The organism is Synechococcus sp. MIT2312 (assembly GCF_059772315.1).
Window position 1 is genome coordinate 740,874 of the sequence record NZ_CM186281.1, and the last position, 18,955, is coordinate 759,828.

Annotated in this window: 25 protein-coding genes; 11 read left to right on the top strand and 14 right to left on the bottom strand. The window is 55.4% G+C overall.

All coding sequences use genetic code 11. The features are described 5' to 3' along the window. Positions 1 to 32: 32 nt before the first annotated feature. The 6 genes from AC6EI9_RS04540 (at position 33) to AC6EI9_RS04565 (ending at position 5,072) form a co-directional block, all read left to right on the top strand. Complete coding sequence (locus AC6EI9_RS04540) at positions 33 to 1,085, top strand: amino acid ABC transporter substrate-binding protein (RefSeq protein ID WP_498469341.1); 1,053 nt, start codon at positions 33 to 35, stop codon at positions 1,083 to 1,085. Positions 1,086 to 1,095: 10 nt separating this feature from the next. Next, complete coding sequence (locus AC6EI9_RS04545) at positions 1,096 to 1,995, top strand: ABC transporter permease subunit (RefSeq protein ID WP_498469342.1); 900 nt, start codon at positions 1,096 to 1,098, stop codon at positions 1,993 to 1,995. A gap of 24 nt (positions 1,996 to 2,019) precedes the next feature. Beyond that, positions 2,020 to 2,520: an HdeD family acid-resistance protein gene (locus AC6EI9_RS04550; protein ID WP_498469343.1), complete on the top strand. Its 501-nt coding sequence runs from the start codon at positions 2,020 to 2,022 to the stop codon at positions 2,518 to 2,520. Continuing rightward, a complete protein-coding gene (locus AC6EI9_RS04555) occupies positions 2,520 to 3,560 on the top strand; it encodes an amino acid ABC transporter permease (RefSeq protein ID WP_498469344.1) in 1,041 nt (346 codons plus the stop codon). Before AC6EI9_RS04550 ends, AC6EI9_RS04555 begins: the two co-directional genes overlap by 1 nt. Next, positions 3,557 to 4,300, top strand: a complete 744-nt coding sequence (locus AC6EI9_RS04560) for an amino acid ABC transporter ATP-binding protein (RefSeq protein WP_498469345.1) — start codon at positions 3,557 to 3,559, stop codon at positions 4,298 to 4,300. Before AC6EI9_RS04555 ends, AC6EI9_RS04560 begins: the two co-directional genes overlap by 4 nt. A 265-nt stretch (positions 4,301 to 4,565) precedes the next feature. Next, a complete protein-coding gene (locus AC6EI9_RS04565) occupies positions 4,566 to 5,072 on the top strand; it encodes a hypothetical protein (RefSeq protein WP_498469346.1) in 507 nt (168 codons plus the stop codon). Here the strand turns inward: AC6EI9_RS04565 and AC6EI9_RS04570 are convergent. Further along, positions 5,051 to 5,314, bottom strand: a complete 264-nt coding sequence (locus AC6EI9_RS04570; protein ID WP_498469347.1) for a hypothetical protein — start codon at positions 5,312 to 5,314, stop codon at positions 5,051 to 5,053. The two genes, AC6EI9_RS04565 and AC6EI9_RS04570, sit on opposite strands and share 22 nt — an antisense overlap. Positions 5,315 to 5,354: 40 nt before the next feature. Here AC6EI9_RS04570 and AC6EI9_RS04575 point away from each other — a divergent pair, with 40 nt between their 5' ends. Further along, the gene (locus AC6EI9_RS04575; protein WP_498469348.1) at positions 5,355 to 6,272 is read left to right on the top strand and encodes an AEC family transporter; all 918 of its coding nucleotides are present in this window, start codon (positions 5,355 to 5,357) and stop codon (positions 6,270 to 6,272) included. Here the strand turns inward: AC6EI9_RS04575 and AC6EI9_RS04580 are convergent. Next, a complete protein-coding gene (locus AC6EI9_RS04580; RefSeq protein WP_498469349.1) occupies positions 6,247 to 6,834 on the bottom strand; it encodes an alpha-ketoglutarate-dependent dioxygenase AlkB family protein in 588 nt (195 codons plus the stop codon). The genes AC6EI9_RS04575 and AC6EI9_RS04580 overlap by 26 nt on opposite strands. A 113-nt stretch (positions 6,835 to 6,947) precedes the next feature. On the opposite strand from AC6EI9_RS04580, the gene AC6EI9_RS04585 reads away from it, so the two are divergent. Continuing rightward, positions 6,948 to 7,250: a DUF723 domain-containing protein gene (locus AC6EI9_RS04585; protein ID WP_498469350.1), complete on the top strand. Its 303-nt coding sequence runs from the start codon at positions 6,948 to 6,950 to the stop codon at positions 7,248 to 7,250. A 9-nt stretch (positions 7,251 to 7,259) separates the two neighbouring features. On the opposite strand, the gene AC6EI9_RS04590 is transcribed toward AC6EI9_RS04585, so the two are convergent. The 4 genes from AC6EI9_RS04590 to AC6EI9_RS04605 all read right to left on the bottom strand — a co-directional run bounded on the left by AC6EI9_RS04590 (position 7,260) and on the right by AC6EI9_RS04605 (position 10,183). Then, positions 7,260 to 7,394, bottom strand: coding sequence for a hypothetical protein (locus AC6EI9_RS04590; protein WP_255483307.1), 135 nt, complete (start codon positions 7,392 to 7,394; stop codon positions 7,260 to 7,262). Between the two features lie 54 nt (positions 7,395 to 7,448). Then, positions 7,449 to 7,637, bottom strand: coding sequence for a hypothetical protein (locus tag AC6EI9_RS04595; protein ID WP_498469351.1), 189 nt, complete (start codon positions 7,635 to 7,637; stop codon positions 7,449 to 7,451). Between the two features lie 332 nt (positions 7,638 to 7,969). Further along, the gene (locus tag AC6EI9_RS04600; RefSeq protein WP_498469352.1) at positions 7,970 to 9,217 is read right to left on the bottom strand and encodes a patatin-like phospholipase family protein; all 1,248 of its coding nucleotides are present in this window, start codon (positions 9,215 to 9,217) and stop codon (positions 7,970 to 7,972) included. 312 nt (positions 9,218 to 9,529) lie between these two features. Beyond that, on the bottom strand, positions 9,530 to 10,183 hold the full coding sequence (locus AC6EI9_RS04605; protein WP_498469353.1) for a hypothetical protein: 654 nt from the start codon (positions 10,181 to 10,183) through the stop codon (positions 9,530 to 9,532). A 131-nt stretch (positions 10,184 to 10,314) separates the two neighbouring features. Here AC6EI9_RS04605 and AC6EI9_RS04610 point away from each other — a divergent pair, with 131 nt between their 5' ends. The 3 genes from AC6EI9_RS04610 (at position 10,315) to AC6EI9_RS04620 (ending at position 11,762) form a co-directional block, all read left to right on the top strand. Then, the gene (locus tag AC6EI9_RS04610; protein ID WP_498469354.1) at positions 10,315 to 10,938 is read left to right on the top strand and encodes a DUF938 domain-containing protein; all 624 of its coding nucleotides are present in this window, start codon (positions 10,315 to 10,317) and stop codon (positions 10,936 to 10,938) included. 168 nt (positions 10,939 to 11,106) lie between these two features. Continuing rightward, positions 11,107 to 11,343: a hypothetical protein gene (locus AC6EI9_RS04615; RefSeq protein ID WP_066905332.1), complete on the top strand. Its 237-nt coding sequence runs from the start codon at positions 11,107 to 11,109 to the stop codon at positions 11,341 to 11,343. Continuing rightward, positions 11,340 to 11,762, top strand: coding sequence for a hypothetical protein (locus AC6EI9_RS04620; RefSeq protein WP_498469355.1), 423 nt, complete (start codon positions 11,340 to 11,342; stop codon positions 11,760 to 11,762). Before AC6EI9_RS04615 ends, AC6EI9_RS04620 begins: the two co-directional genes overlap by 4 nt. On the opposite strand, the gene AC6EI9_RS04625 is transcribed toward AC6EI9_RS04620, so the two are convergent. The 8 genes from AC6EI9_RS04625 to AC6EI9_RS04660 form a co-directional block, all read right to left on the bottom strand. Further along, a complete protein-coding gene (locus tag AC6EI9_RS04625; protein ID WP_498469356.1) occupies positions 11,759 to 12,001 on the bottom strand; it encodes a hypothetical protein in 243 nt (80 codons plus the stop codon). The two genes, AC6EI9_RS04620 and AC6EI9_RS04625, sit on opposite strands and share 4 nt — an antisense overlap. Before the next feature lie 95 nt (positions 12,002 to 12,096). Next, entirely contained in the window at positions 12,097 to 13,587 is a 1,491-nt protein-coding gene (locus AC6EI9_RS04630; protein WP_498469357.1) for a DUF4114 domain-containing protein, read from the bottom strand. Between the two features lie 120 nt (positions 13,588 to 13,707). Then, complete coding sequence (locus tag AC6EI9_RS04635) at positions 13,708 to 13,869, bottom strand: hypothetical protein (protein ID WP_498470161.1); 162 nt, start codon at positions 13,867 to 13,869, stop codon at positions 13,708 to 13,710. Next, complete coding sequence (locus AC6EI9_RS04640) at positions 13,827 to 14,495, bottom strand: GDSL-type esterase/lipase family protein (protein ID WP_498469916.1); 669 nt, start codon at positions 14,493 to 14,495, stop codon at positions 13,827 to 13,829. Before AC6EI9_RS04640 ends, AC6EI9_RS04635 begins: the two co-directional genes overlap by 43 nt. Positions 14,496 to 14,523: 28 nt before the next feature. Then, complete coding sequence (locus tag AC6EI9_RS04645) at positions 14,524 to 16,041, bottom strand: PhnE/PtxC family ABC transporter permease (protein ID WP_498469358.1); 1,518 nt, start codon at positions 16,039 to 16,041, stop codon at positions 14,524 to 14,526. An 8-nt stretch (positions 16,042 to 16,049) separates the two neighbouring features. Next, positions 16,050 to 16,808, bottom strand: a complete 759-nt coding sequence (locus AC6EI9_RS04650; RefSeq protein ID WP_498469359.1) for a phosphonate ABC transporter ATP-binding protein — start codon at positions 16,806 to 16,808, stop codon at positions 16,050 to 16,052. Continuing rightward, positions 16,805 to 17,704, bottom strand: a complete 900-nt coding sequence (locus AC6EI9_RS04655) for a putative selenate ABC transporter substrate-binding protein (RefSeq protein ID WP_498469360.1) — start codon at positions 17,702 to 17,704, stop codon at positions 16,805 to 16,807. The genes AC6EI9_RS04650 and AC6EI9_RS04655 overlap by 4 nt, the downstream gene beginning before the upstream one ends. 41 nt (positions 17,705 to 17,745) lie before the next feature. After that, positions 17,746 to 18,924 (bottom strand): pyridoxal phosphate-dependent aminotransferase, encoded by a 1,179-nt coding sequence (locus AC6EI9_RS04660; RefSeq protein WP_498469361.1) that lies wholly within the window; start codon positions 18,922 to 18,924, stop codon positions 17,746 to 17,748. Between the last annotated feature and the right edge of the window lie 31 nt (positions 18,925 to 18,955).

Consider the following 18,955-nt stretch of genomic DNA (forward strand, 5'->3'; position numbering starts at 1 on the left):
TCTGACAAAATTGCCCTTCAAGGATCACCCGTATGACGAAACGTCGCTCACTGATCTCCCTTCTCTCCGCATGCCTGGCAATCTCAGCCTGCGCAACCCTTGGAGACGGCGATGCTTCCAGGCTGGATCTGATTCGCAAAAGGGGAGAACTGAGATGCGGCGTCAGCGGAAAGATCCCAGGTTTCAGCTTCCTCCAGAGAGATGGCAGCTATGCGGGCCTTGATGTGGATCTATGCAAGGCCTTCGCGGCAGCGATCATCGGTGATCCCAGCAAGGTTCAATACAGACCGCTCACAGCACCGGAACGATTCACAGCACTGAAAACTGGAGAGATCGATCTCCTTTCACGCAATACAACGTTCAACCTCAGTAGAGATGCTTCAGGTGGAAATGGAGTGAGCTTCGCGCCAGTCGTTTTTCACGATGGGCAGGGGTTATTGGTCAACCGAAACAGCGGAATCCGAAGTCTTAAAGATCTCAAAGGTCAGTCAATCTGTGTTGGCTCAGGTACAACGACCGAACAGAATCTGAATGATGCATTTCAATCACTCGGGCTTCCATACAAACCGATTAAATATCAGGATCTCAACCAAGTGGTTGCCGGCTATCTCCAGGGACGCTGCCAAGCAATGACATCAGACCGATCCCAACTGGCATCAGCACGTTCAGGATTTGAGCGGCCGGAGGAGCATGTCATTCTTGGCGATGTTCTCAGTAAAGAACCCCTGGCTCCCCTGTCTTCAGGTGGTGATCAACAACTCTCGGATGCCATGCGATGGGTGGTTTATGCAACGATCACTGCAGAAGAGATGGGAATCACTCAGGCCAATGTGGACAACAAACTTCAAGAGGCGCAGGACAATCCTGATCTCACCAAGTTGAGACGGTTTCTTGGGGTTGAAGGTGACCTAGGCGACAAGCTGGGGCTCAGCAATGATTTCGTTGTGAACGTGATCAGGGGCACCGGCAATTACGGAGAGATCTACAACCGACACCTGGGGCCAGACAGCGCCGTTCCGATCCCACGCGGACTCAATCAGTTGCATCGCGATGGAGGAGTGATCACCGCGCCACCCTTCCAATGAAACCGTTGCAATGAAAGGCAAACGCTTTCCATGGCTTGAGATCATTCTGGTGATCTTTGTTCTCACCGTTGTTGGAATTCTGGTCAACAACCTGGCGGTGAATCTGATCCGCACAGGCTTGGGACTGAGCTTCGAATGGCTCTGGCAGCCCGCAGGATTCGCTCTCAGCGAGCACACACTTCCCTATCAACCAGGAGACAGCACAGCCTGGGCCTTGCTGGTGAGCTGGCTCAACAGCCTGCGTGTGATTGCATGCAGCATCGTGCTGGCCACGGTGCTGGGTGTTGGGGCCGGTGCTGCACGACGAAGTCTCAATCCTCTGCTCCGTCAGCTGGCGGCCTTGTACGTGGGCTTGATCCGCCAAATCCCCTTGCTGCTGCAGCTTCTCTTCTGGTATTTCGTGGCTTTTCTGGGCCTGCCATCCGAACCGCTGGCTCCTGTTGGAGCGCTGATCAGCCTCTCCAATCAAGGCGTTGCCATTCTTGGACTGAACCTCAGCGTGGAGTTTTCTGCGGTTCTGGTGGGCTTAAGCGTTTTCACTGGTGCGGCGATCGCTGAGGTGGTTCGCGGTGGGCTCGACTCGGTTCCAAAGGGCCAGTGGGAAGCATTCCGCAGCCTGGGAATCAGCGAACTCCTTGGCCTTAAAAAAGTCGTGTTGCCACAGGCTTTGCCGGCCATTCTTCCGGCCCTGAGCAGTCAGTATCTGAATCTGGCAAAAAACAGCACACTGGCAATCGCCGTTGGCTTTGCAGATCTCTACGCCGTGAGTGATACAGCGATCACCCAGACCGGAAGAGCCATCGAAGGATTCCTGATCCTTTTGCTGAGCTTTCTCGCACTGAATCTTCTGATTAACGGAGGCATGCAGGTGCTGAATCGAATCGTGGTTCGTCCTGCACAGCGGATCTAGCATCGACCTGTCAGTCCTTAGCTCATGAATTCCCGTCGCATCGCTGCGGTGCTGCTGGTCGTCGCCGCAATCGCTGCGATCCTGCTTCCCTTTGCTTCCGCAACGCTTCTCACAATTGGAATTGGTGGAATCGCATTTGCCGCAGGCATCGGCCAGTTTCTACGCCTTGGCGATGAGAACAACAGTCAGGGAAAACTGTTTCGTGTTCTCTCAGGACTGCTGTACGTCGGTGGCTCAATCTTCATCCTGATTGATCCCATCGACAGTGAAGTCAGCCTCACCCTGTTCGCAGGAATCCTGCTGTTGGTTGAGGGTGTCATGGAGCTTGCCTCAGGAGCCAGTGCATCAGGTCCAGCCGGTGGCCTGAGCATTGTTGATGGCATACTCACCTCCTTAATTGGAGTTCTGCTGGTGGTTGAGTGGCCTTTCGACAGCCTCTGGGCACTTGGAACCCTGTTCGGTGTCGCCTTGTTCACTTCAGCTCTCAACCTGTTCAGATCACCAGCGGAGCAGCCCGGGAATTGATGACCGGGTCACGGACTGCATATCGGAAACGACTTCTCCAGGCCAGACGACATCCATTGCAGACAGTGCTCAGCGTTGTGATCCTGGCCCTGATCGCCTGGGTCGTCTGGTCCACAGCGACCTGGCTCGTTGTGGGTGCTGACTGGTCTGTGGTCTCGGAAAATCTTCCGCTTTTTGCCGTTGGGGCCTATCCGGAGAACGAGCGCTGGAGACCTTGTCTTTGGCTTGGACTGTTGTGCCTGATGACAGCGGCAACTCTGCTGCAGCCACTCGTGTCCGCACGCTGGCGAATCAGTGGTTTAGCTCTGTCATGGTGCTGGCTCGCCATGCTCCCCTTCGGCCTGCTGCTGCTCGCCGGCGGAGCAGGATTGCCGGGCGTGAGCTCGAGGGACTGGGGTGGCTTGACGCTCACGGTCCTGCTCACGGGCTTCAGCGGTCTTCTGGCTTTGCCACTAGGAGTCCTGCTGGCCCTCGGGCGCAGAAGCAAGCTGACACTGCCACGCCATCTTTGTCGCTTTTACATCGATGGAATGCGAGCAGTGCCGTTAATCGCCGTGCTCTTTTTCGGACAGCTGCTGCTTCCTCTGTTTCTGCCGGTCGATATCGAGATCAATCGTGTGCTCCGAGCCGTCGTGGCCTTCGCACTCTTTGCGGCCGCTTATGTCGCCGAAGATGTCCGCGGAGGTTTACAGGCCATTCCAGGAACTCAGCTCGAGGCAGCGGCCGCACTGGGTCTGGGTCCATGGCAGATCCAACAGCTCGTGGTTCTTCCTCAAGCCCTGCGCGTGGCGGTACCGGCACTCACGAATCAAGCCATTGGCCTGCTTCAGAACACCAGTTTGATGGCCATTCTTGGCCTGGTTGAACTGCTCGGGATCAGCCGAAGCCTGCTGGCCAACCCTGCCTATATCGGCCGACACCTCGAGACCTACATCTGGCTTGCAGGCCTGTACTGGCTGGTGTGCACCGCCATGGCCCTCATGGCTCGCCAGCTTGAACGTCAGGGCCCCTCTGCCTCCACTTCAGCCATTCCTTCATGACCATTGCCGTCAGAGCCGAATCCATCACCAAGACCTTCAACGGTTCACAGAAAGCGCTCGATCAGGTGAACCTCAGCGTCAACCACGGCGAAGTGCTGGTGGTGATGGGACCATCGGGTTCCGGCAAGAGCACGCTGATTCGCACGTTCAACGGACTTGAAGCAATCGATTCCGGGCAGCTGGAGATCGTCGGCATCCCCCTGGACACGGATCAGGATGAACGGCAGATCCGGCGGATTCGCCGTCGTGTCGGAATGGTGTTCCAACAATTCAACCTGTTCCCGCACCTGTCGATCCTCGACAACATCACGCTGGCACCGATCCGTGTGAGGAAGATCAGCAGGGCCAATGCAGAAGAACGGGCTCGAGGCCTTTTGGCACAGATGGGGATTGCCGATCAGGCCATGAAATATCCCTCTGAATTGAGCGGAGGTCAGCAACAACGGGTGGCCATCGCCAGAGCACTGGCCATGGATCCCGAACTGATGTTGTTTGACGAGCCCACCAGTGCCCTGGATCCGGAACGGGTCAAGGAAGTGCTGGATGCCATGCGAAGACTGGCTGCCGACGGCATGACGATGATTGTTGTGACCCATGAGCTCGGGTTCGCGCGTGAAGTCGCCGACCGGGTCTTGTTCATGGATGCAGGGAGGGTCGTGGAACTGACGGACTCAGCCACATTTTTCTCCCAGGCGAAGGAGGAACGCAGCCGACGTTTTCTCAATCAAATGGCGCACTGATCAGGAACTGGTCCGCAGGAAACTGTTTTTTGGCTAATGGCTTGGCCATGGTGAGGATGCGTTGAGGACTTGACTGGGTGAGCGATCCATGCAGACAACCACCCCGTGATGCGGTCGAAACCGCCGTTTCCATCCGGTGGAGTGATCGCTTTTCAATGCTGATCGCGGAGACCGGACAGAACGATGTTGCCAGCCTTGATCTGATGGTCTGCCTGCCAGGCAGAGCAACGATGCACCTGTCTGCTCACCCTCACCTCTAGGCGTTATGGACCAACGCGAACGGGTTCAGCAGCTTTGCGAAGACCACGCCGAAGATCTCCGCAGCCTTGCCATCCATGTGGGGGCCCATCATCAGTGGGATCTGACGCTGCCCGTCGCGGTGATCGATGCCCGGTCCGACAGACGGCGATTCCACGTCACCGCGGTGGGAACGATCGGCAATGTTGTCCGGGTCTCCACGACCATCGACCATCCACTGATGCAGCAGTTGTTCGAATTGATCCAGACCAGAAGTGATCAGTCGGCATTGGAGCTCATGCTCAGCAATGCCCACTACGGAGAGGAGTTTGCAGGACTCTTGGAGATCTATCGCGAAGAACGCAGCGGTGGAGCCCCTCTATGGAGCGCGTCGGAGGCGGCAGCCTTCGTCGTTAAATCCAAGCAAGCCTTCGACGACCGAGAACTTGCCATCGTGGCCCTGCTGCCAAGCGATCCGCATGACGTGGTGACGTTTGGCGTCCCCCTTCACTACTACGGAATCGAGACAAGCTGATCCACACGGTCGTGGAGACGCAGCAGCGCATCCTCTGCCGCCGAGAGCTCCCGTTCGGTCACCAACCAACGTTCATTACCAAAAGGAAGGCTGGCCACCTGATCAGACAGCTCCAACTGCAACTGCTGGCATCGCTCAGCCAGGGTCGCACTGAGCTGAAGAAAATGCCGTTGTATCAAGCAGGAGGGTGCAGCGACGGTCAAAATTCCCCCTTGGCGCGGACGGATGGAAGTCTGGCACAAGGGCCTGGGTTCCTAGTTTTGATGTGTTGAAGCAGTCCCCGTGCTGAACCTCCTCTGGGAGATGGCTCCCTGCCTGCTCGGGGGAGCACTGATCGGACGATGGCGACCTCAGTGGATTGCACCGCTGGCTGTTCCACTGGTGCGATTTGGCGTTCCTTTGAGCCTGATGGGGCTGCTGCTGCATGGCGGCATCAACGGTTCACTGTTTGGGATGGCGCTACTCGCAGTCGCAGCCATCGCCCTCATGCTTGTGATCCTGCACTGGTTCAGTGCTGGCATCGCTGCTCTGGGCCAACCGGATCTGCAGATGGGCAGCTGCATCGGCAACACGGCTTACTTCGGGATTCCAGCCACCCTGGCCCTGCTTCCACCGGAGGCCCTGGCGGTGAGCATTGGCTACGACCTGGGCGCAACCCTTTTGACCTGGAGCCTGGGACCTCTCTGGCTCAGCCGAAGAGGCCAAGCGGAACCCATCCGTGAGCGCTGGCGGGATCTTCTTGGACATCTCAGCGCCAGTCCAGCCACAAGAGGATTGCTTGGTGCACTGATCGTGAAGGCAACCCCATGGCATGAACCGATCCGTGATGCTCTTTGGCTGCCGTCGCGGGCTGTGATCGTGCTGGCGCTGGTTGTGGTGGGCATGCGCCTGGGTGATATCGCAGCACGCAAGCTGAACGGCCCGGGAGTCGATCTGACGGCTCCACTGATCTGCAAACTTGTGGTGTTTCCAGCGCTCATGCTTCTGATCAGCCTGGCTTTTCCCCTGCCTGGCTTTGCGCGTCAGGCGCTGGTTCTGCAGGCGGCTGCCCCAACGGCAATTTCCGTTCTGCTGATCGCAGAATCCGAACAGGTGAACTCAGCCAGACCGGCACAACTGATCTTGATCAGCACACTGGTCGCGCTGATCAGCGTTCCGATCTGGGGTCTGCTGATCAGTCCACTGAACGGAACACCCTGAACGTGAGGTTGAGCCTTGCCTGCTTCACGCGCTTTCTCACCGGCAAGCCATGCATCCATAGCGTCTGACAATCAGGATCCATCAGCAGAAGATCGCCGTCAGCCAGTGAGACATCGCAACGGGCTCCACTGACACGATGGCGGAATTGCAAATCCCTGCTTGATCCCAGCGACAGCGAAGCGATCGGAAACGACGCATCAATCTCTGGTTCGTCATCAGCGTGCCATCCCATCCGGTCCTGACCATCCCGATAGAGATTGAACAGACAGCCATTGAACGGCGCTGAGCTTCGGGACGAGACAAGGTCCAGCAATGGCCGGAACCAGTCCGGCCAGCCCGCTCCTCGATGAACTGCACCGCTGTATCGATAGGCAACCTGCTGATCGGCCAGAAAAGCCGTCAGCCTTGGCACACGATGCCATCGCCCATAGACGCGGACCTGCGGCTGATCCCAGCTGATCCGCTGAATGCAGCGATCCATCCAGATCTGGCTGTCGTCAGGTCTCAGCCAGGCTGGCTGATGAGTCCAGTTCGTCACTTCAACGGCCTCGTTTGCGGCCATCCGTTGCACCACCATCAGGGCCGAGCACTCTGGCGCTCGCGCAACCTTGATGGAGCGTGAAGACGGATAACAGGGTGAGCAAAGTTGCCGGCCACAGCCCATAGATTGCAGAGATGGGAGCAAGGATCACGCTGGAAACGTTCCTGAAGCGAGCCAAACAGCGCTTCGGTGATCAGTTCGACTACACCGGCATCCAATGGCGGAGCTTCAAGAGCCCTGTCAAAATTCGCTGTTGCAAGCACCCTGTTCGGGAAATCACCATCACGCCTGAACGACACCTCCAAACCACTGGCGGTTGCAAACATTGTCTGCGTGAGCGACGGGTTGAAGCGCTCGAGCGTGAACTGAACAGAACATCTGCCCAGCCAGCGGCTGAAGTGCCGCGCAGCGCCGCCAAGGCGATCGCAGCCGATTAAACGAGGCGTTCAGCCGTGCAGCTTCTCAAACCAGAAGCCAGCGAGTTGCCAACTCGAAAGCAGGAAAATGCCCAGGAACAACCAGTTGAGCCAGGCAGGACGATCCTTCTTTTCGAACATGCGGGCTGAGGTCGGTGACGTCATTGTCACCCAGAAGCGCATCAAATCAATCGAATTGGGGAAGGCAAGAGCAAGTGGTCAGGCATTGTCAACCTGAAGAGACCTCTTGAGATCGTGCATGCCCTCAAGCTGCTGATGAACAGCTTTGAGCTGTTGTTGAATGTGATCGCTCTGGGGCAGACCACTGAGTGAAGCCAGTGCGAGCTCCAGGTGATGCTTGGCATCAATCAACTGACGGCAATCCAAGCTGCCAGGTTCATAACTCATCCGCAAAAAGCAGCTCAGACCATTCAGCGACAAAGCTCAGGAAATGGCTGTGTGAATTACAACAATCTGAGGTATTGATAACGATTCCGAGCCTAGGCCAGAGGCTTCGATCAAACCTCAGAGACGACCAGGCGCATCGGAGACGGCCCAGAGACTTCTCGATCCTGGCGAACAGCCACCAGGCTGTAAGCCAGTCAGTGTATTGACCTGCATTAATCATTGCCTATCAATCGAGATTCTTGCAAATCCCAAAAGCCAGAAGTTCACTACAGCTACGATGCATCAGCATCAAAAAAAGATAAATGAACAATCGCTCAAGATACAAAGACAATTCAAGGCGCCACAAGATTCCACGAATTCAGATCACCACCACGACGCCTACCCAAATCGGATAGCCGCCGCATTTCCTTCTCCTCAAATAAGTTTGGAAAGCCTGGCTTTTCAATTGGCTCATTGATGGAGACCCATCGCACTTCAACATCACCAAGGCCTCGAAAACGCGTCAAATCAGCAATGGCATAAAGCTCTCGAAGCGCAACAACTTCCGCTGATCGATATTTAACATCGAGACTTCGTGCAGCAACGCTTGCCCAGCCTGGCCTAATATTCATCGGAAGCTCTGGTAGATTGCTGTTGACAATCACCCAATAACGAGTCAAGGGAATGGGAATATTCGGAAATTTTCTTTTCCATATTCCACCAAAAGTCTCTTCTGGCTTAGAAGGGTGCCCACCGTAATAAAGATTACCCTCAACACCACCATCAACATAAAGACCATCACGCATCTCCCTTGGAGGGAAGAGCCCAGGAATTGCGGTTGAAGCCATAAGTATATTGACCATCGCTTCATTACTATTGCTTTTGAGCGACTCTTTTGCTGCCAAGATAAAGTTAAATATTTTCGGAGATGCAAGGTCTAAATTAGTTGACTGAACAAGAAGAGTTCGCCCGGTGCCAGATGACTTAAGGATATTTTCGGCAAGATCAAGGCTGAATACATCGCGGAATGATGTCTCCAAGCCGGAGACTTTCAACAAACTTGAATTATGTGGCAGCAGACGAAGCGGATTTCTCAACATTAATAAATTCTGATCGGGGTTGCGAAAAAAATGATCAATCTTTTTCAGACTTTCTTGTTTACCGATATATGCAAAAGGAGCAATAATCGAACCGACACTGACTCCAGTCACACCATCAAACAAAGGCATCGCCCCCAGCCCCTTTTCGACACCTGACCATCCAACAAGGAATCCAGACCCGAAGGCCCCCTTTTGGCCACCGCCGGAAACGACCAGAAAATTCACGGTTACATCGGGATTTTGCAGATATCTCCGATACATCCGCTCCACCAACATTTCCGCCGATTGTTTTTTATAGTCAAGAAAAGCCCTCATTTCCATCCGCCGGCGCTCCAACAATTCATCTCGCGGAAGAACTTTCCGAACCACGAATTGCTGATTTGCATTGAATGAGGACGACACAAGAAAAGCCGTTATCGCAGCTCCTACAACTGAAATCATTCCCAAACAAAAAGATATGGAAATCCATAACCAAAAACGAGTGGAGCGACTTCTCTTCATCAATCTTTTCTAGCTCCTACTGTTCTGACACAGGGTCGACAAGCATTTCAAGGGCTCACTGCATGAAAGCGAACTGGTTGATTGACGATCAAATGAACTTGACACTTAAAATAGTCCATGATTTTTTGACCCAAAACCGACGGGAAGTGAGGAGAAGAATTAAAACAAACGAAGAATGAACAAGGCATTGCCTCATAAGCCGGAAACTGCTTCGAAGCTGTCAAACACAACGAGCTTGCTGGATTACACCCTGGTTGATCGAATCGCCTGACTGAGCATCGCCTCAACCTTCTGGCCAGCTCATTTCTTCAATCAGTTGGTAATCACTTCAACGTTGACAACCTTCACCGGACCCATGAATTGGTCCGAAAGGTATCGAAGCGTGCGGCCGCGGATCACCTCAACTTCCATGGCATTCCAGGCGCCGCCGATCACGCAGCCCACAAGAGGAATCGTCTTGGTGATCAGGGCTCTCTGCGTCACCCTGCGCCCAAAAACTCTTGTGATCACAGCATTGACCACCCGCAGGCTGCCCTGATTGAGCAATCTGACCACGACCTCGCGTGTTGCGGTCTTCGCAGCCTTCATGCCGAATTCCATAGTCAACTGACTGATCACGCTCGAGCCGAGCACCGGAACGAGCAATTCATAGCGAGCTGTTTCGCTGTCAAGAAAACCTGGACACAACAGTTCGGCTGCACAGGCTGCAGCGAACAATTGCGCTCGAGTGGTGACGGAAAGATCAGCAAGCGCTCCAGCCATGCTCAGCAACGGGTGAGCAGCCAGACCCATGGCAGCGCCGGCGGTGATCACGCGCAGACGCACGTCGCTGAAAGCTTGCTCCGCAAGCTCATAGGCCGTCGCATCTGGAAAGCGCCTGCGAAGCAGCAGCACTTCCTGACGGACATTGCTGACGTCAAAACTGATCACCCAGTCGAGGTAGTCGGCAACCGAACTGAGCGGCAACGCAATCTCCCGATTGATGCCTTCAAGCTATCGAGAGCAGTCGCTGCCTTCATGCTCAACACACATAAAGCAGTCTGAAACGATGAACGCAAACCGCCGATCAACAGACTGAAACCGACAGCACTGATCGCATGAATTCCTGCTTCGGCGATGAACGCCTGATCTTCCCTGCCACCCAGCGCAACCGCATCCCGATTGGAAATGTCCTGGCGGATCAACTCCCAACCCAAGGATTAGTTCTTGAAATTGCCAGCGGATCCGGTGAGCACGGCGTCACCTTCCAGAAACGGTTTCCAGCGCTCACCTGGCAATGCAGTGATCCTGATCCTGAGCATTGCCGCAGCATCGACTCATGGATTCGTCACGAGCAGCTGACTGTGAAGATGCCGGCTGCCCTGCAACTGGATGTGAGAGACCAAGGTTGGCTGAACCGACTGACGGAGCCTGCACAGGCAGTGGTTGCGATCAACCTGCTCCATATTTCTGATTGGGACTGCACAATCGCCCTGTTCACGCAATCAGCGGCCGTGCTGCCAAGCGGTGGAAGGCTTTGCGTTTACGGCCCTTTCAGCGTGGACGGCGATCACGTCAGTGAGAGCAATCGCAGCTTCGATGCCTCACTGCGCGAGAGAAATCCAGCCTGGGGAGTGCGAGACCAGACGACGGTGATGAAACAAGCCTGTGAAGAGGGCTTGAAGCTTCAGAACATCACCTTGATGCCCGCCAACAATCGGATGATCACCTGGGTCCGCTGAAGCGCCAAGTCCCTTGGCAGCCACCCTGCGGTAACCGCACGCGACCAAGACGGTAACAGACACAAACCTAAAGAGGCTTAGAGCAACTTCACAGCTACCCAGCAGCTACCGCGTGGTTGCTTGACAGTGACTTAAAGCTATAGTGCAATCGACGCAAAGACCGAGCGGATGGCGCCCCCACGGGAAAACCAGGTGAAGCTCACGGTTTCCGTTCCACCGAGCCTGCATGTGCTGCTACGCAGCTGGGCTCAGTGCGAGGGTCGCGAGCTGACCAGCGTGGTCTTGCAGTGTGTCGAGCTTTCTGTACGCCAACTCAAAAGCAACGGTTCGATCCCTGCTGGTGCAGTCAGGAACTACGAAGTGGCCTGCGAAGAACGTCTGGCCGCCGGCAGCGCAACGCCATGAACATCGTTCAGATCGAGGATGCCCTGCTCGCCCCCTGCATGGATGCCGTGATCGCCGTCACGGAGCGCTACCAATTCCTGGAAATCCACCGCGGCGCCCGAGTTTTCACCGCGTATAGAGAGATCGACCATGTGATGTATCTGGGGTTTCAAGACGATCTGAACGAACAGGCCCTTAAGCAGCTCAGAGAGCGGGGCTTCCAATTGCTGGAGGCAAGAGAGGGCACCCGTCGAGAGCACCGGTTGCTTCTTCTGACACTGAAGGAGATCGGCTATTCCCACAGCTACGGAGAGGGCTATTACGAGGCGTCGAGATCTCTTGCCCGCCACTTGCGCAACCTCGGGTGGCCGGTGGGAGCGCTCGCACAGCTGCTCAAGAGCCCACGCATCAACAGGGAAGATCCAACCGACTGCCACTAGAAATCCATCCAGTCTCCCGGCCCATACCAACCAAAGGGCATGTCACCCCAGTCGTCATTGATCCCATCCTGATTCGCGGGAATTGGGCCTGAACTGGGTTGTGAACCATCGATACAGCCCTCCGGAGTGCTGAAACCACTGGAGAAGGCCTCACAGTTCACAAGACCTTGCTGAGCCTTAGCCGCAGGCAAAGCCAGAAGAATCAACGAAAACAGTGAATAGAGGAAAAAGCGCGTCATCTTCGTTTGAATCAAAGCCTACACAATCTGCATGAATAATAAGCCCGAAAACTTAACTCGTTTTTCTTAAACCATAACAATAAAAACAAAGAGCTTTAGGTTACATCCATGAAGCGCAACGAAATCTCCAAATCGTTGTAATCAAAATCGCCACCACCATAAATATCTTCAAAACCGAATGCATTTTGGCCTAGCCTCTTGAAATGATTAATACCATCGCTATTAGCATCCAAAAAGGCAAAATAAGGAGTCTCTTTACCTGATACTGTTGTGATAGCAAAAGGCGCCATCATGAAGCCCTCCACAACAGTTCTTACAACATCCTGACGCCCATTTTGATCCAATTCGAAATCTTTCATACTTGATATCAGGTTGCCTTTGTCCAACGCAACCTTCGCATAGCTCGGGTCACCCGGAAGAATCTGCTGGCCTGTCAAAGGATCATTAACAGCACCATTAGCATCAGATACCTTATAGAAACCAGCATACGAATCATTCCCAGCATTGCGCCCAAGCTCAACCACCACATCAACCGACTGATTGCCAGCCAGTGACGTCAGATCAACAACAGGACTGCCTGAAAGGTCCTGAAAGTGACTGGCATTGATAGAAATAATATTATTTTCTTTAGGCGTAAAGAAATTTTTGATTGGATTTACACGCTTGGCATTAGCCCTAGTGGTAAAGAAAACCGATGCATCAACAGGTAAAGAGCCTCCCGAATAATAAAGCTTGAAAGGATGATTCAAAGTGGGATCCGCCACAACATTCGCATACTTGACCTGATTGGCAAATGGCGTATTGAGCGAGGCAGAGAACGTTGCCATAGGCTCCTGGCCCGGCAATTTTGAAGCATTATAATCCTGATTAATAAATCCATCAATCAAGCCATTTTTATGCAACGTTGACATTAAATTTGGGGATTTATTATTGATTTTCGGCAGAACCCCGAGCTTGAGCTGTGCCAAATAAGTTTTTGAAGCTAAAAGACTCTCAATATCAACGAATCCGCCATATCCTTTGCTTTGAGCATTATCAGGATTTAAATTTTGCAAAACAGCACTACCCGCAACAGGTATTATTTTTAAATCCGCTCCATAATAGTGCCTGCCTGCCCATAGCAAAGCAATGATTCCTGCATACACTTGATTGGCAGTTTCCTGGGGTGTTGCGTTACCAATTTCTCCCGGGTAAAATTCTATGTCCTGTGCCCAGAACAACTTGTCTCCCTGTTTCGAAATCTCTGCTGTCGTCATCAGCTCACCGGGATAAAGCAAGGCTGCCTCTAAAATATTACGGGCGGAGTCTCTAATTGTTTTGGAACTTGAGTGATCGACAGCCATTACCTGCTTTGATATCAGGCTCCAAAAGTTATAATTTGCACTTTTATTATTATTGTGGAGAGCATGGCTTACACCCAGAGTTTTTCCAAATAATGGTGTATTTTTCTTCGGCGTACGATCCGCCTGTCCAAACTCACCGATCAAAACAGCACTTCCATCTAAGGAAGAAACAAAATCCCAAGTCTTGGCTTGCGGGTTAGCAGGGTCAGAAGCGGGGACATCAAGATAAAATGCTGAAGCCATTAATCTCCTCTGATCGATTTAACGCTAGCCATCAAAAATCATGCGTCAACACATCGAATATTGAATAGCCTGATAGCACTGAGAACAAGAAAAGAATTTGGCAAAATTCAATTAAAACGTTCAAGCCATGTTCAACACCAAACTTGAATCAATAACAGCAGTATGTCCAAATAAAATCGCAAGCTTATTGTTTTTTTGCTTGTTAAAACCAATAAATTTCCATTCGCAATGCTGCTCGTTTAGCAGGGCATAACTTGTTGCAATGGCTGGAGCCCAGCCCATTGCTGGAGCGCACTCCATGAGCGCAGACGTTGCTCGATCCAGGTATGCCCATCGGCATTGAGATGGATGCCATCCGGCTCCAACCACTGCAGCCATTCAGGCTCAGCCTGCATGGCCCGGTGAAGGCAGAGATAAGGAACATCCACCTCCAGACAGGCTTCCTCGATCTGAGCTTCATGTAGAGCAATATCACTGTTGCGGTACCAAAGACAGTCGGCAAACGGCATCGCCTGTTCATCGACAGGCGTCAGCCCCAGCACAAACACCGATCCATGGGGCTGAATGGCGCGAAGCAGTTGTTCAAAACCGAAGCGAAAAGCCTGCGCATCCAGGGGTTGCCTGCCATCGATACGACCGACCCGAGCCGTGTCATTGAGCCCCACCGACAGCAACAGGGCCTCGGGCTTCTTCCGGCGTAATTCCCCTCGGCAAGACCACTCGCGTTCCCAGCGGGCAGACACCGCCTCAAGACCATCACCGCGAATCCCGAGCCCGTAGATCAGCGGAGCATCCGGGAGCTGCATCCAATGGCAGCGAAGACGTTCACACCATCCGCCTCGCTCACGATCACCCCAGCCCACCACGCCGCTGTCTCCGATCACGATCAGTTGACGGGGAGCCCGCATGAATCCACTGCTGTTCAGCTGAACAGGGTCAGCTTTGCAGCCAGTGCTGCCGTGAGCGATCACTGAGCCATTCACCGGTCAGGGTCAGCACCGCATAGGTGGTGATCAACAGCAACACCGCCGCCCAGTGAAAGGAGCTGAGCGATTCCAGCAGTTGCCAGCCCAGACCGCTTCCACCGATCAGACCGACCACAACCGTTTCACGCAGAATCACATCACTGCGATAGGCCCCATAGGCGAGATGGGAGGGGCTCCTGGGGCTGAGTAATCCATACAGCCAGCTCACCTGGGGCGACGCTCCGCTGCTGGCCAGAGCAACTTGAGCGGAGCCGTCCTGCTGCTCCAGGCTCTCCTGCAGCAATCGCCCCATCACACCGCTGTTATGGAGCCCCAGTGCTAATGCGCCAATGGCCAGAGTTGGCTGGTTGCTCAGCAAGAGCAGGAGCACGGCGAGAGGTGGAGGAATCACCCGTACCAGGATCCAGAAACCACTGATGCAGCGTTGCCAGAGCCGCGCGGGGGTCAGCAGCAGCAGCAATGGCGGCAGACCAATGGCGATGCCAGTCGACAGCACCGTCAGGATCAAGGTGTCCCGCAGCATCGAGATCCAGGGGAGCTCCTCAGCCGCCAGGCGCAGACTGCTGAAATCAGGCCATTGCACAGGAAGCCAGTTCAGGGAACCTGCTTCGGGAAACAGGTGAGCCAGCCAGACACCGCCAAGACCTGCTGACAACCCAACCGCGAGGGCAAACCCCATGACCTGGCGCTGTCCAAATTGAGCCTGTTCACCCCAGCGCCTCCAACAGCGGAGTCCCTGCTCCAGAGCAACGGTGACCAGCGTCAACAACCACAGTCCCGTCCACAGGTCATGGAACTGCAGAGATTTCAGACTCAGTTCCAGATCCATCCCCAGACCGCCAAGCCCGAAGACTCCAAGCAAGGTGGCACTGCGCAACGCACACTCCAGGCGGTAGCCCCCATAACTCACCAGAACCGAGCCCATGGCAGGCGACAAAGCCGTCATGCAGGCAGCCATGGGAGAAGAGCCTGTCTGGAGCATGGCCTGCAGCCGGGAAGGATCAAGGCTTTGCAGCTGATCGCGCCAGACACGGGCGATCAGACACGAATAGGGAATCGAGATCGCCATCACCGCAACCCAGGGATGCAGCCCAAGCACCTGCAGCAGCAGCAATCCCCAAATCAGCTCATGGACGGAGCGGGGGAGGGCCATCAGGCGCTGAAACACGATCGCTGGCCAGACAGGAAGCGACCAGGTGAGCCAGAGGCGCTCCGAACTCAGACACCCCAGCAACACGCCGAACACAAGACTGCAGCTCCATCCAGTGAGTGCCGTGGCGATCGTGACCTGCAGACCGATCAGCAAGGCCTTCAACAGAGCCGGGTCCATGGAAGGACTGACAGCGCCAACCACAAAGGAGCCCAAAATCTCCGCCCCACCGCCATGGGCTCCGTTCAGCACCACAATCAGCACCGGCAGCAGGGCAAGAGCCGGCAACAGCACAAGGGCTGGTGCAGTAGGCCGCATTGCAACGATCACGGCGCATACAGATCGCGCAGATCATCGACTGAGACAGCCGATGCAGGCGCATCGATCACAAGTCGTCCAGCACGAAGGCCAAGCACCCGATCAAAACGATCGATCAGCTCCGGTCTGTGCAAGGACACCAGCACAGCCTGCGCACCACTGCGCAGAGTGCCATCGGCTTCAGAAGTGAGAAGTCGCTCCAGGACTTCGGCCGCAATGGCGGGATCAAGACTGGCAAGGGGTTCATCCGCCAGCATCAGATCAGGTTGTTGACGAAACAGTCGGGCCAGGGCCACTCGCTGCCGCTGACCTCCCGACAGCTGCCCCACAGGACGATCAAGCCCCGTGTCAGCCAGCAGCGATTCCTCCAGACCTGCCTGACGCAAACAGGATCGGCTGGCCTCCGCATCGACCCGCAACAACAGGTTGGCCAAAGCCCACGGCAGGCGATGGCGGCCAAGAGCGCCGGCGTTGACGTTCTGCCCAATGCTGAGTTCTTCGATCAGACGCAGGTCCTGCCAGAGGGTGCCGATCCGCGCGCGCTGTCGCCGGCTGAGCGACGCAAGCGCTGCACCCTGAAAGCGCACGTGCCCTGACGCTGGGGACAGGCTGCCGTTGAGAACACCGATCAGTGAACTCTTGCCGGCACCGCTGCGTCCGAGCAGGGCGATGCGCTCACCGCTCTGGATCCTGAAAGTGACAGCGTTCAGCCGATCCCCGTGGGGACCCTCAACACGCACCTCATCCAGCTCCAACAGCGTTGTCACCTGATCTTGCCCAACTCCCGGCCCACCTTTTCGATCGGCTTGTACTGACTCGCCTCCGCTGGAATGAAGCGCTTGGCAGCAAACAGCTCAAGAATGGTCACCTGACGGGGTGTGGTGGGCTGAAGACCAAGAATCGCTTTCTGGAGGCGCGTGGTGAAACCCTGCCCGAACCGCTGATCCAGCTTGGGGCGAACCACCCAGTGGTAATCAACGTATTCAGGAGTTCTCCAGATCACACTCACCTTTTTGCTGTTCACGCGTCCGTCGTTCACCGCCGATGTCCAGACCTGCTCATTGAGGGCACCCGCTTCGTAGGCACCGCTCTGCACCACGGCGATCGTGGCGTCATGGCTGCCACTGAATCCGGCCCGACCACCACTGAACTGACTTGGTGTCACTCCGGCTTTGGCAAGAAAATGTTGTGGCATCAAACGGCCGGAGGTCGAACTCTCTGAACCGAAAGAAAACCGCTTGCCTCGCAGACTGGTGAGACCGTTAATCGAGCTGATCGGTTGCAGCCCCGAGCTTGTGTTGGCGATGAAGACACTGCGGAAGCGGGCATCAATGTCGCGCTGAGCAAGCACCTGAGCCCCTGGCGTCTGCAGGCGCGCCTGCACACCGGTCAGGCCTCCAAACCAGACGAGATCCAGTCCACCGGTGCGAAAAGCGCTTACAGCCGCTGGGTAGTTGCTGACCGGTACATAGCGCACCTTCACGTTGAGACGTTCACTCAATTCGTCAGCCAACTGGCCATAGAGACGATTCAGTCGCTCAGGATTCTGATCAGGGATGGCCCCCACCTTGAGTGTGGGCTGAGCGACAACAGGCAAGACCGTGACACCTTGGCAAAGCAGCACGGCCATCAGGACAACAGCCCGGCGTTCTCGTGGATGCATGCGTCTAAAAATCTTGTTGGTGATGCGAGTGTTTGCGGACCTCAGCCGCCTGGAAGCAAACGAGAGAGGCGAGAGAGGCCGTCAGCGATCGTCTCACGCGAGACAGCACAAGACAGACGCACGCAGCGATCGTCTCCAAAGGCGCCACCAGGAACGATGGCCAGACCCTCCTCCTCCAGTGCCTTCTTGCAGAAGCTCACCGAATCGCCGCAGCCCTCGGGAAGCTGGGGAAAGGCGTAGAAGGCTCCATTGGGCGGAACGAGCGTGATGCCTGGGAGGGCCTGGAGCCCCTGAACCAGAAGGGTCCTGCGCTCGTTGTAGCTCTCCGCCATTTGTCTCACACAGTCCCTGGAGCCCTCGATGGCGGCGATGGCTCCTCGCTGCGCAAAGCTGCACACATTGCTGGTGCTCTGGCTCTGAAGAGCGGAGGCTGCCTTGATCACTGAGGCGGGGCCACTGAGATAGCCAAGGCGCCATCCGGTCATCGCCCAGCCCTTGGCGAAGCCATTCACCATGAAACATCGATCTCTCAGATCAGGTGCCAGAGCAGCGAAGCTGTGGTGCTCAACGCCGTCATCCAGCAGATATTCATAGATCTCATCGGTCATGACCAGCAAACGCGGATGACGCCGCACAAGCTCGGCCAGTTGCTGCAACTCATCAAGACTGAGGACACGGCCGGTGGGATTGCCTGGTGAATTGATCACCAGCAAACGGGTGGCCGGAGTGATCGCTGCTTCGAGAGCCTGAAGATCCAGGCAGAAACCGTTGAGCGCCGATGATGGGACTGAGATCGGCCGGGCACCGGCCAGGCGTGCCATCTCGGGATAACTGAGCCAGTAGGGCGCAGGAATCAACACCTCATCGCCGGGGTTGAGCAATACCTGGAACAGGTTGAAGATGGCCTGTTTCCCCCCGTTGGTCACCAGCACCTCTTCCGCCGCCGTGGGGAGACCGTTCTCGCTCGTGATCTTGCTGGCGATCGCGCGCCTCAGCGCAGGGTCTCCAGCAGCAGGTCCATAACGCGTGACCCCATCACGCAGCGCCTGAATCGCAGCCTCAACAATGAATGAGGGTGTGCCGAAATCAGGTTCCCCGGCACTGAGGCTGCAGATATCGCGACCCTCCTGCTGCAGGGCCTTAGCCCTTGCACTGATCGCCAAGGTGAGAGACGGCTGGAGGGCTTCAGCCCGGCTTGAAAGGGATGGCGGGCGTGACATCAGAGCGGCACCCCTCCAGTGGATGCGCAGG

What these genes read in the sequence shown, in the direction of transcription:
- AC6EI9_RS04645 (WP_498469358.1), bottom strand. Translation starts at nt 16,041, where the DNA reads ATGCGGCCTACTGCACCAGCCCTTGTGCTGTTGCCGGCTCTTGCCCTG.
- AC6EI9_RS04565 (WP_498469346.1), top strand. Translation starts at nt 4,566, where the DNA reads ATGGACCAACGCGAACGGGTTCAGCAGCTTTGCGAAGACCACGCCGAA.
- AC6EI9_RS04595 (WP_498469351.1), bottom strand. Translation starts at nt 7,637, where the DNA reads ATGAGTTATGAACCTGGCAGCTTGGATTGCCGTCAGTTGATTGATGCC.
- AC6EI9_RS04660 (WP_498469361.1), bottom strand. Translation starts at nt 18,924, where the DNA reads ATGTCACGCCCGCCATCCCTTTCAAGCCGGGCTGAAGCCCTCCAGCCG.
- AC6EI9_RS04635 (WP_498470161.1), bottom strand. Translation starts at nt 13,869, where the DNA reads ATGGGCTGGGCTCCAGCCATTGCAACAAGTTATGCCCTGCTAAACGAG.
- AC6EI9_RS04560 (WP_498469345.1), top strand. Translation starts at nt 3,557, where the DNA reads ATGACCATTGCCGTCAGAGCCGAATCCATCACCAAGACCTTCAACGGT.
- AC6EI9_RS04610 (WP_498469354.1), top strand. Translation starts at nt 10,315, where the DNA reads ATGAATTCCTGCTTCGGCGATGAACGCCTGATCTTCCCTGCCACCCAG.
- AC6EI9_RS04555 (WP_498469344.1), top strand. Translation starts at nt 2,520, where the DNA reads ATGACCGGGTCACGGACTGCATATCGGAAACGACTTCTCCAGGCCAGA.
- AC6EI9_RS04585 (WP_498469350.1), top strand. Translation starts at nt 6,948, where the DNA reads ATGGGAGCAAGGATCACGCTGGAAACGTTCCTGAAGCGAGCCAAACAG.
- AC6EI9_RS04620 (WP_498469355.1), top strand. Translation starts at nt 11,340, where the DNA reads ATGAACATCGTTCAGATCGAGGATGCCCTGCTCGCCCCCTGCATGGAT.
- AC6EI9_RS04655 (WP_498469360.1), bottom strand. Translation starts at nt 17,704, where the DNA reads ATGCATCCACGAGAACGCCGGGCTGTTGTCCTGATGGCCGTGCTGCTT.
- AC6EI9_RS04640 (WP_498469916.1), bottom strand. Translation starts at nt 14,495, where the DNA reads ATGCGGGCTCCCCGTCAACTGATCGTGATCGGAGACAGCGGCGTGGTG.
- AC6EI9_RS04590 (WP_255483307.1), bottom strand. Translation starts at nt 7,394, where the DNA reads ATGACGTCACCGACCTCAGCCCGCATGTTCGAAAAGAAGGATCGTCCT.
- AC6EI9_RS04580 (WP_498469349.1), bottom strand. Translation starts at nt 6,834, where the DNA reads ATGGCCGCAAACGAGGCCGTTGAAGTGACGAACTGGACTCATCAGCCA.
- AC6EI9_RS04545 (WP_498469342.1), top strand. Translation starts at nt 1,096, where the DNA reads ATGAAAGGCAAACGCTTTCCATGGCTTGAGATCATTCTGGTGATCTTT.
- AC6EI9_RS04540 (WP_498469341.1), top strand. Translation starts at nt 33, where the DNA reads ATGACGAAACGTCGCTCACTGATCTCCCTTCTCTCCGCATGCCTGGCA.
- AC6EI9_RS04550 (WP_498469343.1), top strand. Translation starts at nt 2,020, where the DNA reads ATGAATTCCCGTCGCATCGCTGCGGTGCTGCTGGTCGTCGCCGCAATC.
- AC6EI9_RS04600 (WP_498469352.1), bottom strand. Translation starts at nt 9,217, where the DNA reads ATGAAGAGAAGTCGCTCCACTCGTTTTTGGTTATGGATTTCCATATCT.
- AC6EI9_RS04630 (WP_498469357.1), bottom strand. Translation starts at nt 13,587, where the DNA reads ATGGCTTCAGCATTTTATCTTGATGTCCCCGCTTCTGACCCTGCTAAC.
- AC6EI9_RS04615 (WP_066905332.1), top strand. Translation starts at nt 11,107, where the DNA reads ATGGCGCCCCCACGGGAAAACCAGGTGAAGCTCACGGTTTCCGTTCCA.
- AC6EI9_RS04625 (WP_498469356.1), bottom strand. Translation starts at nt 12,001, where the DNA reads ATGACGCGCTTTTTCCTCTATTCACTGTTTTCGTTGATTCTTCTGGCT.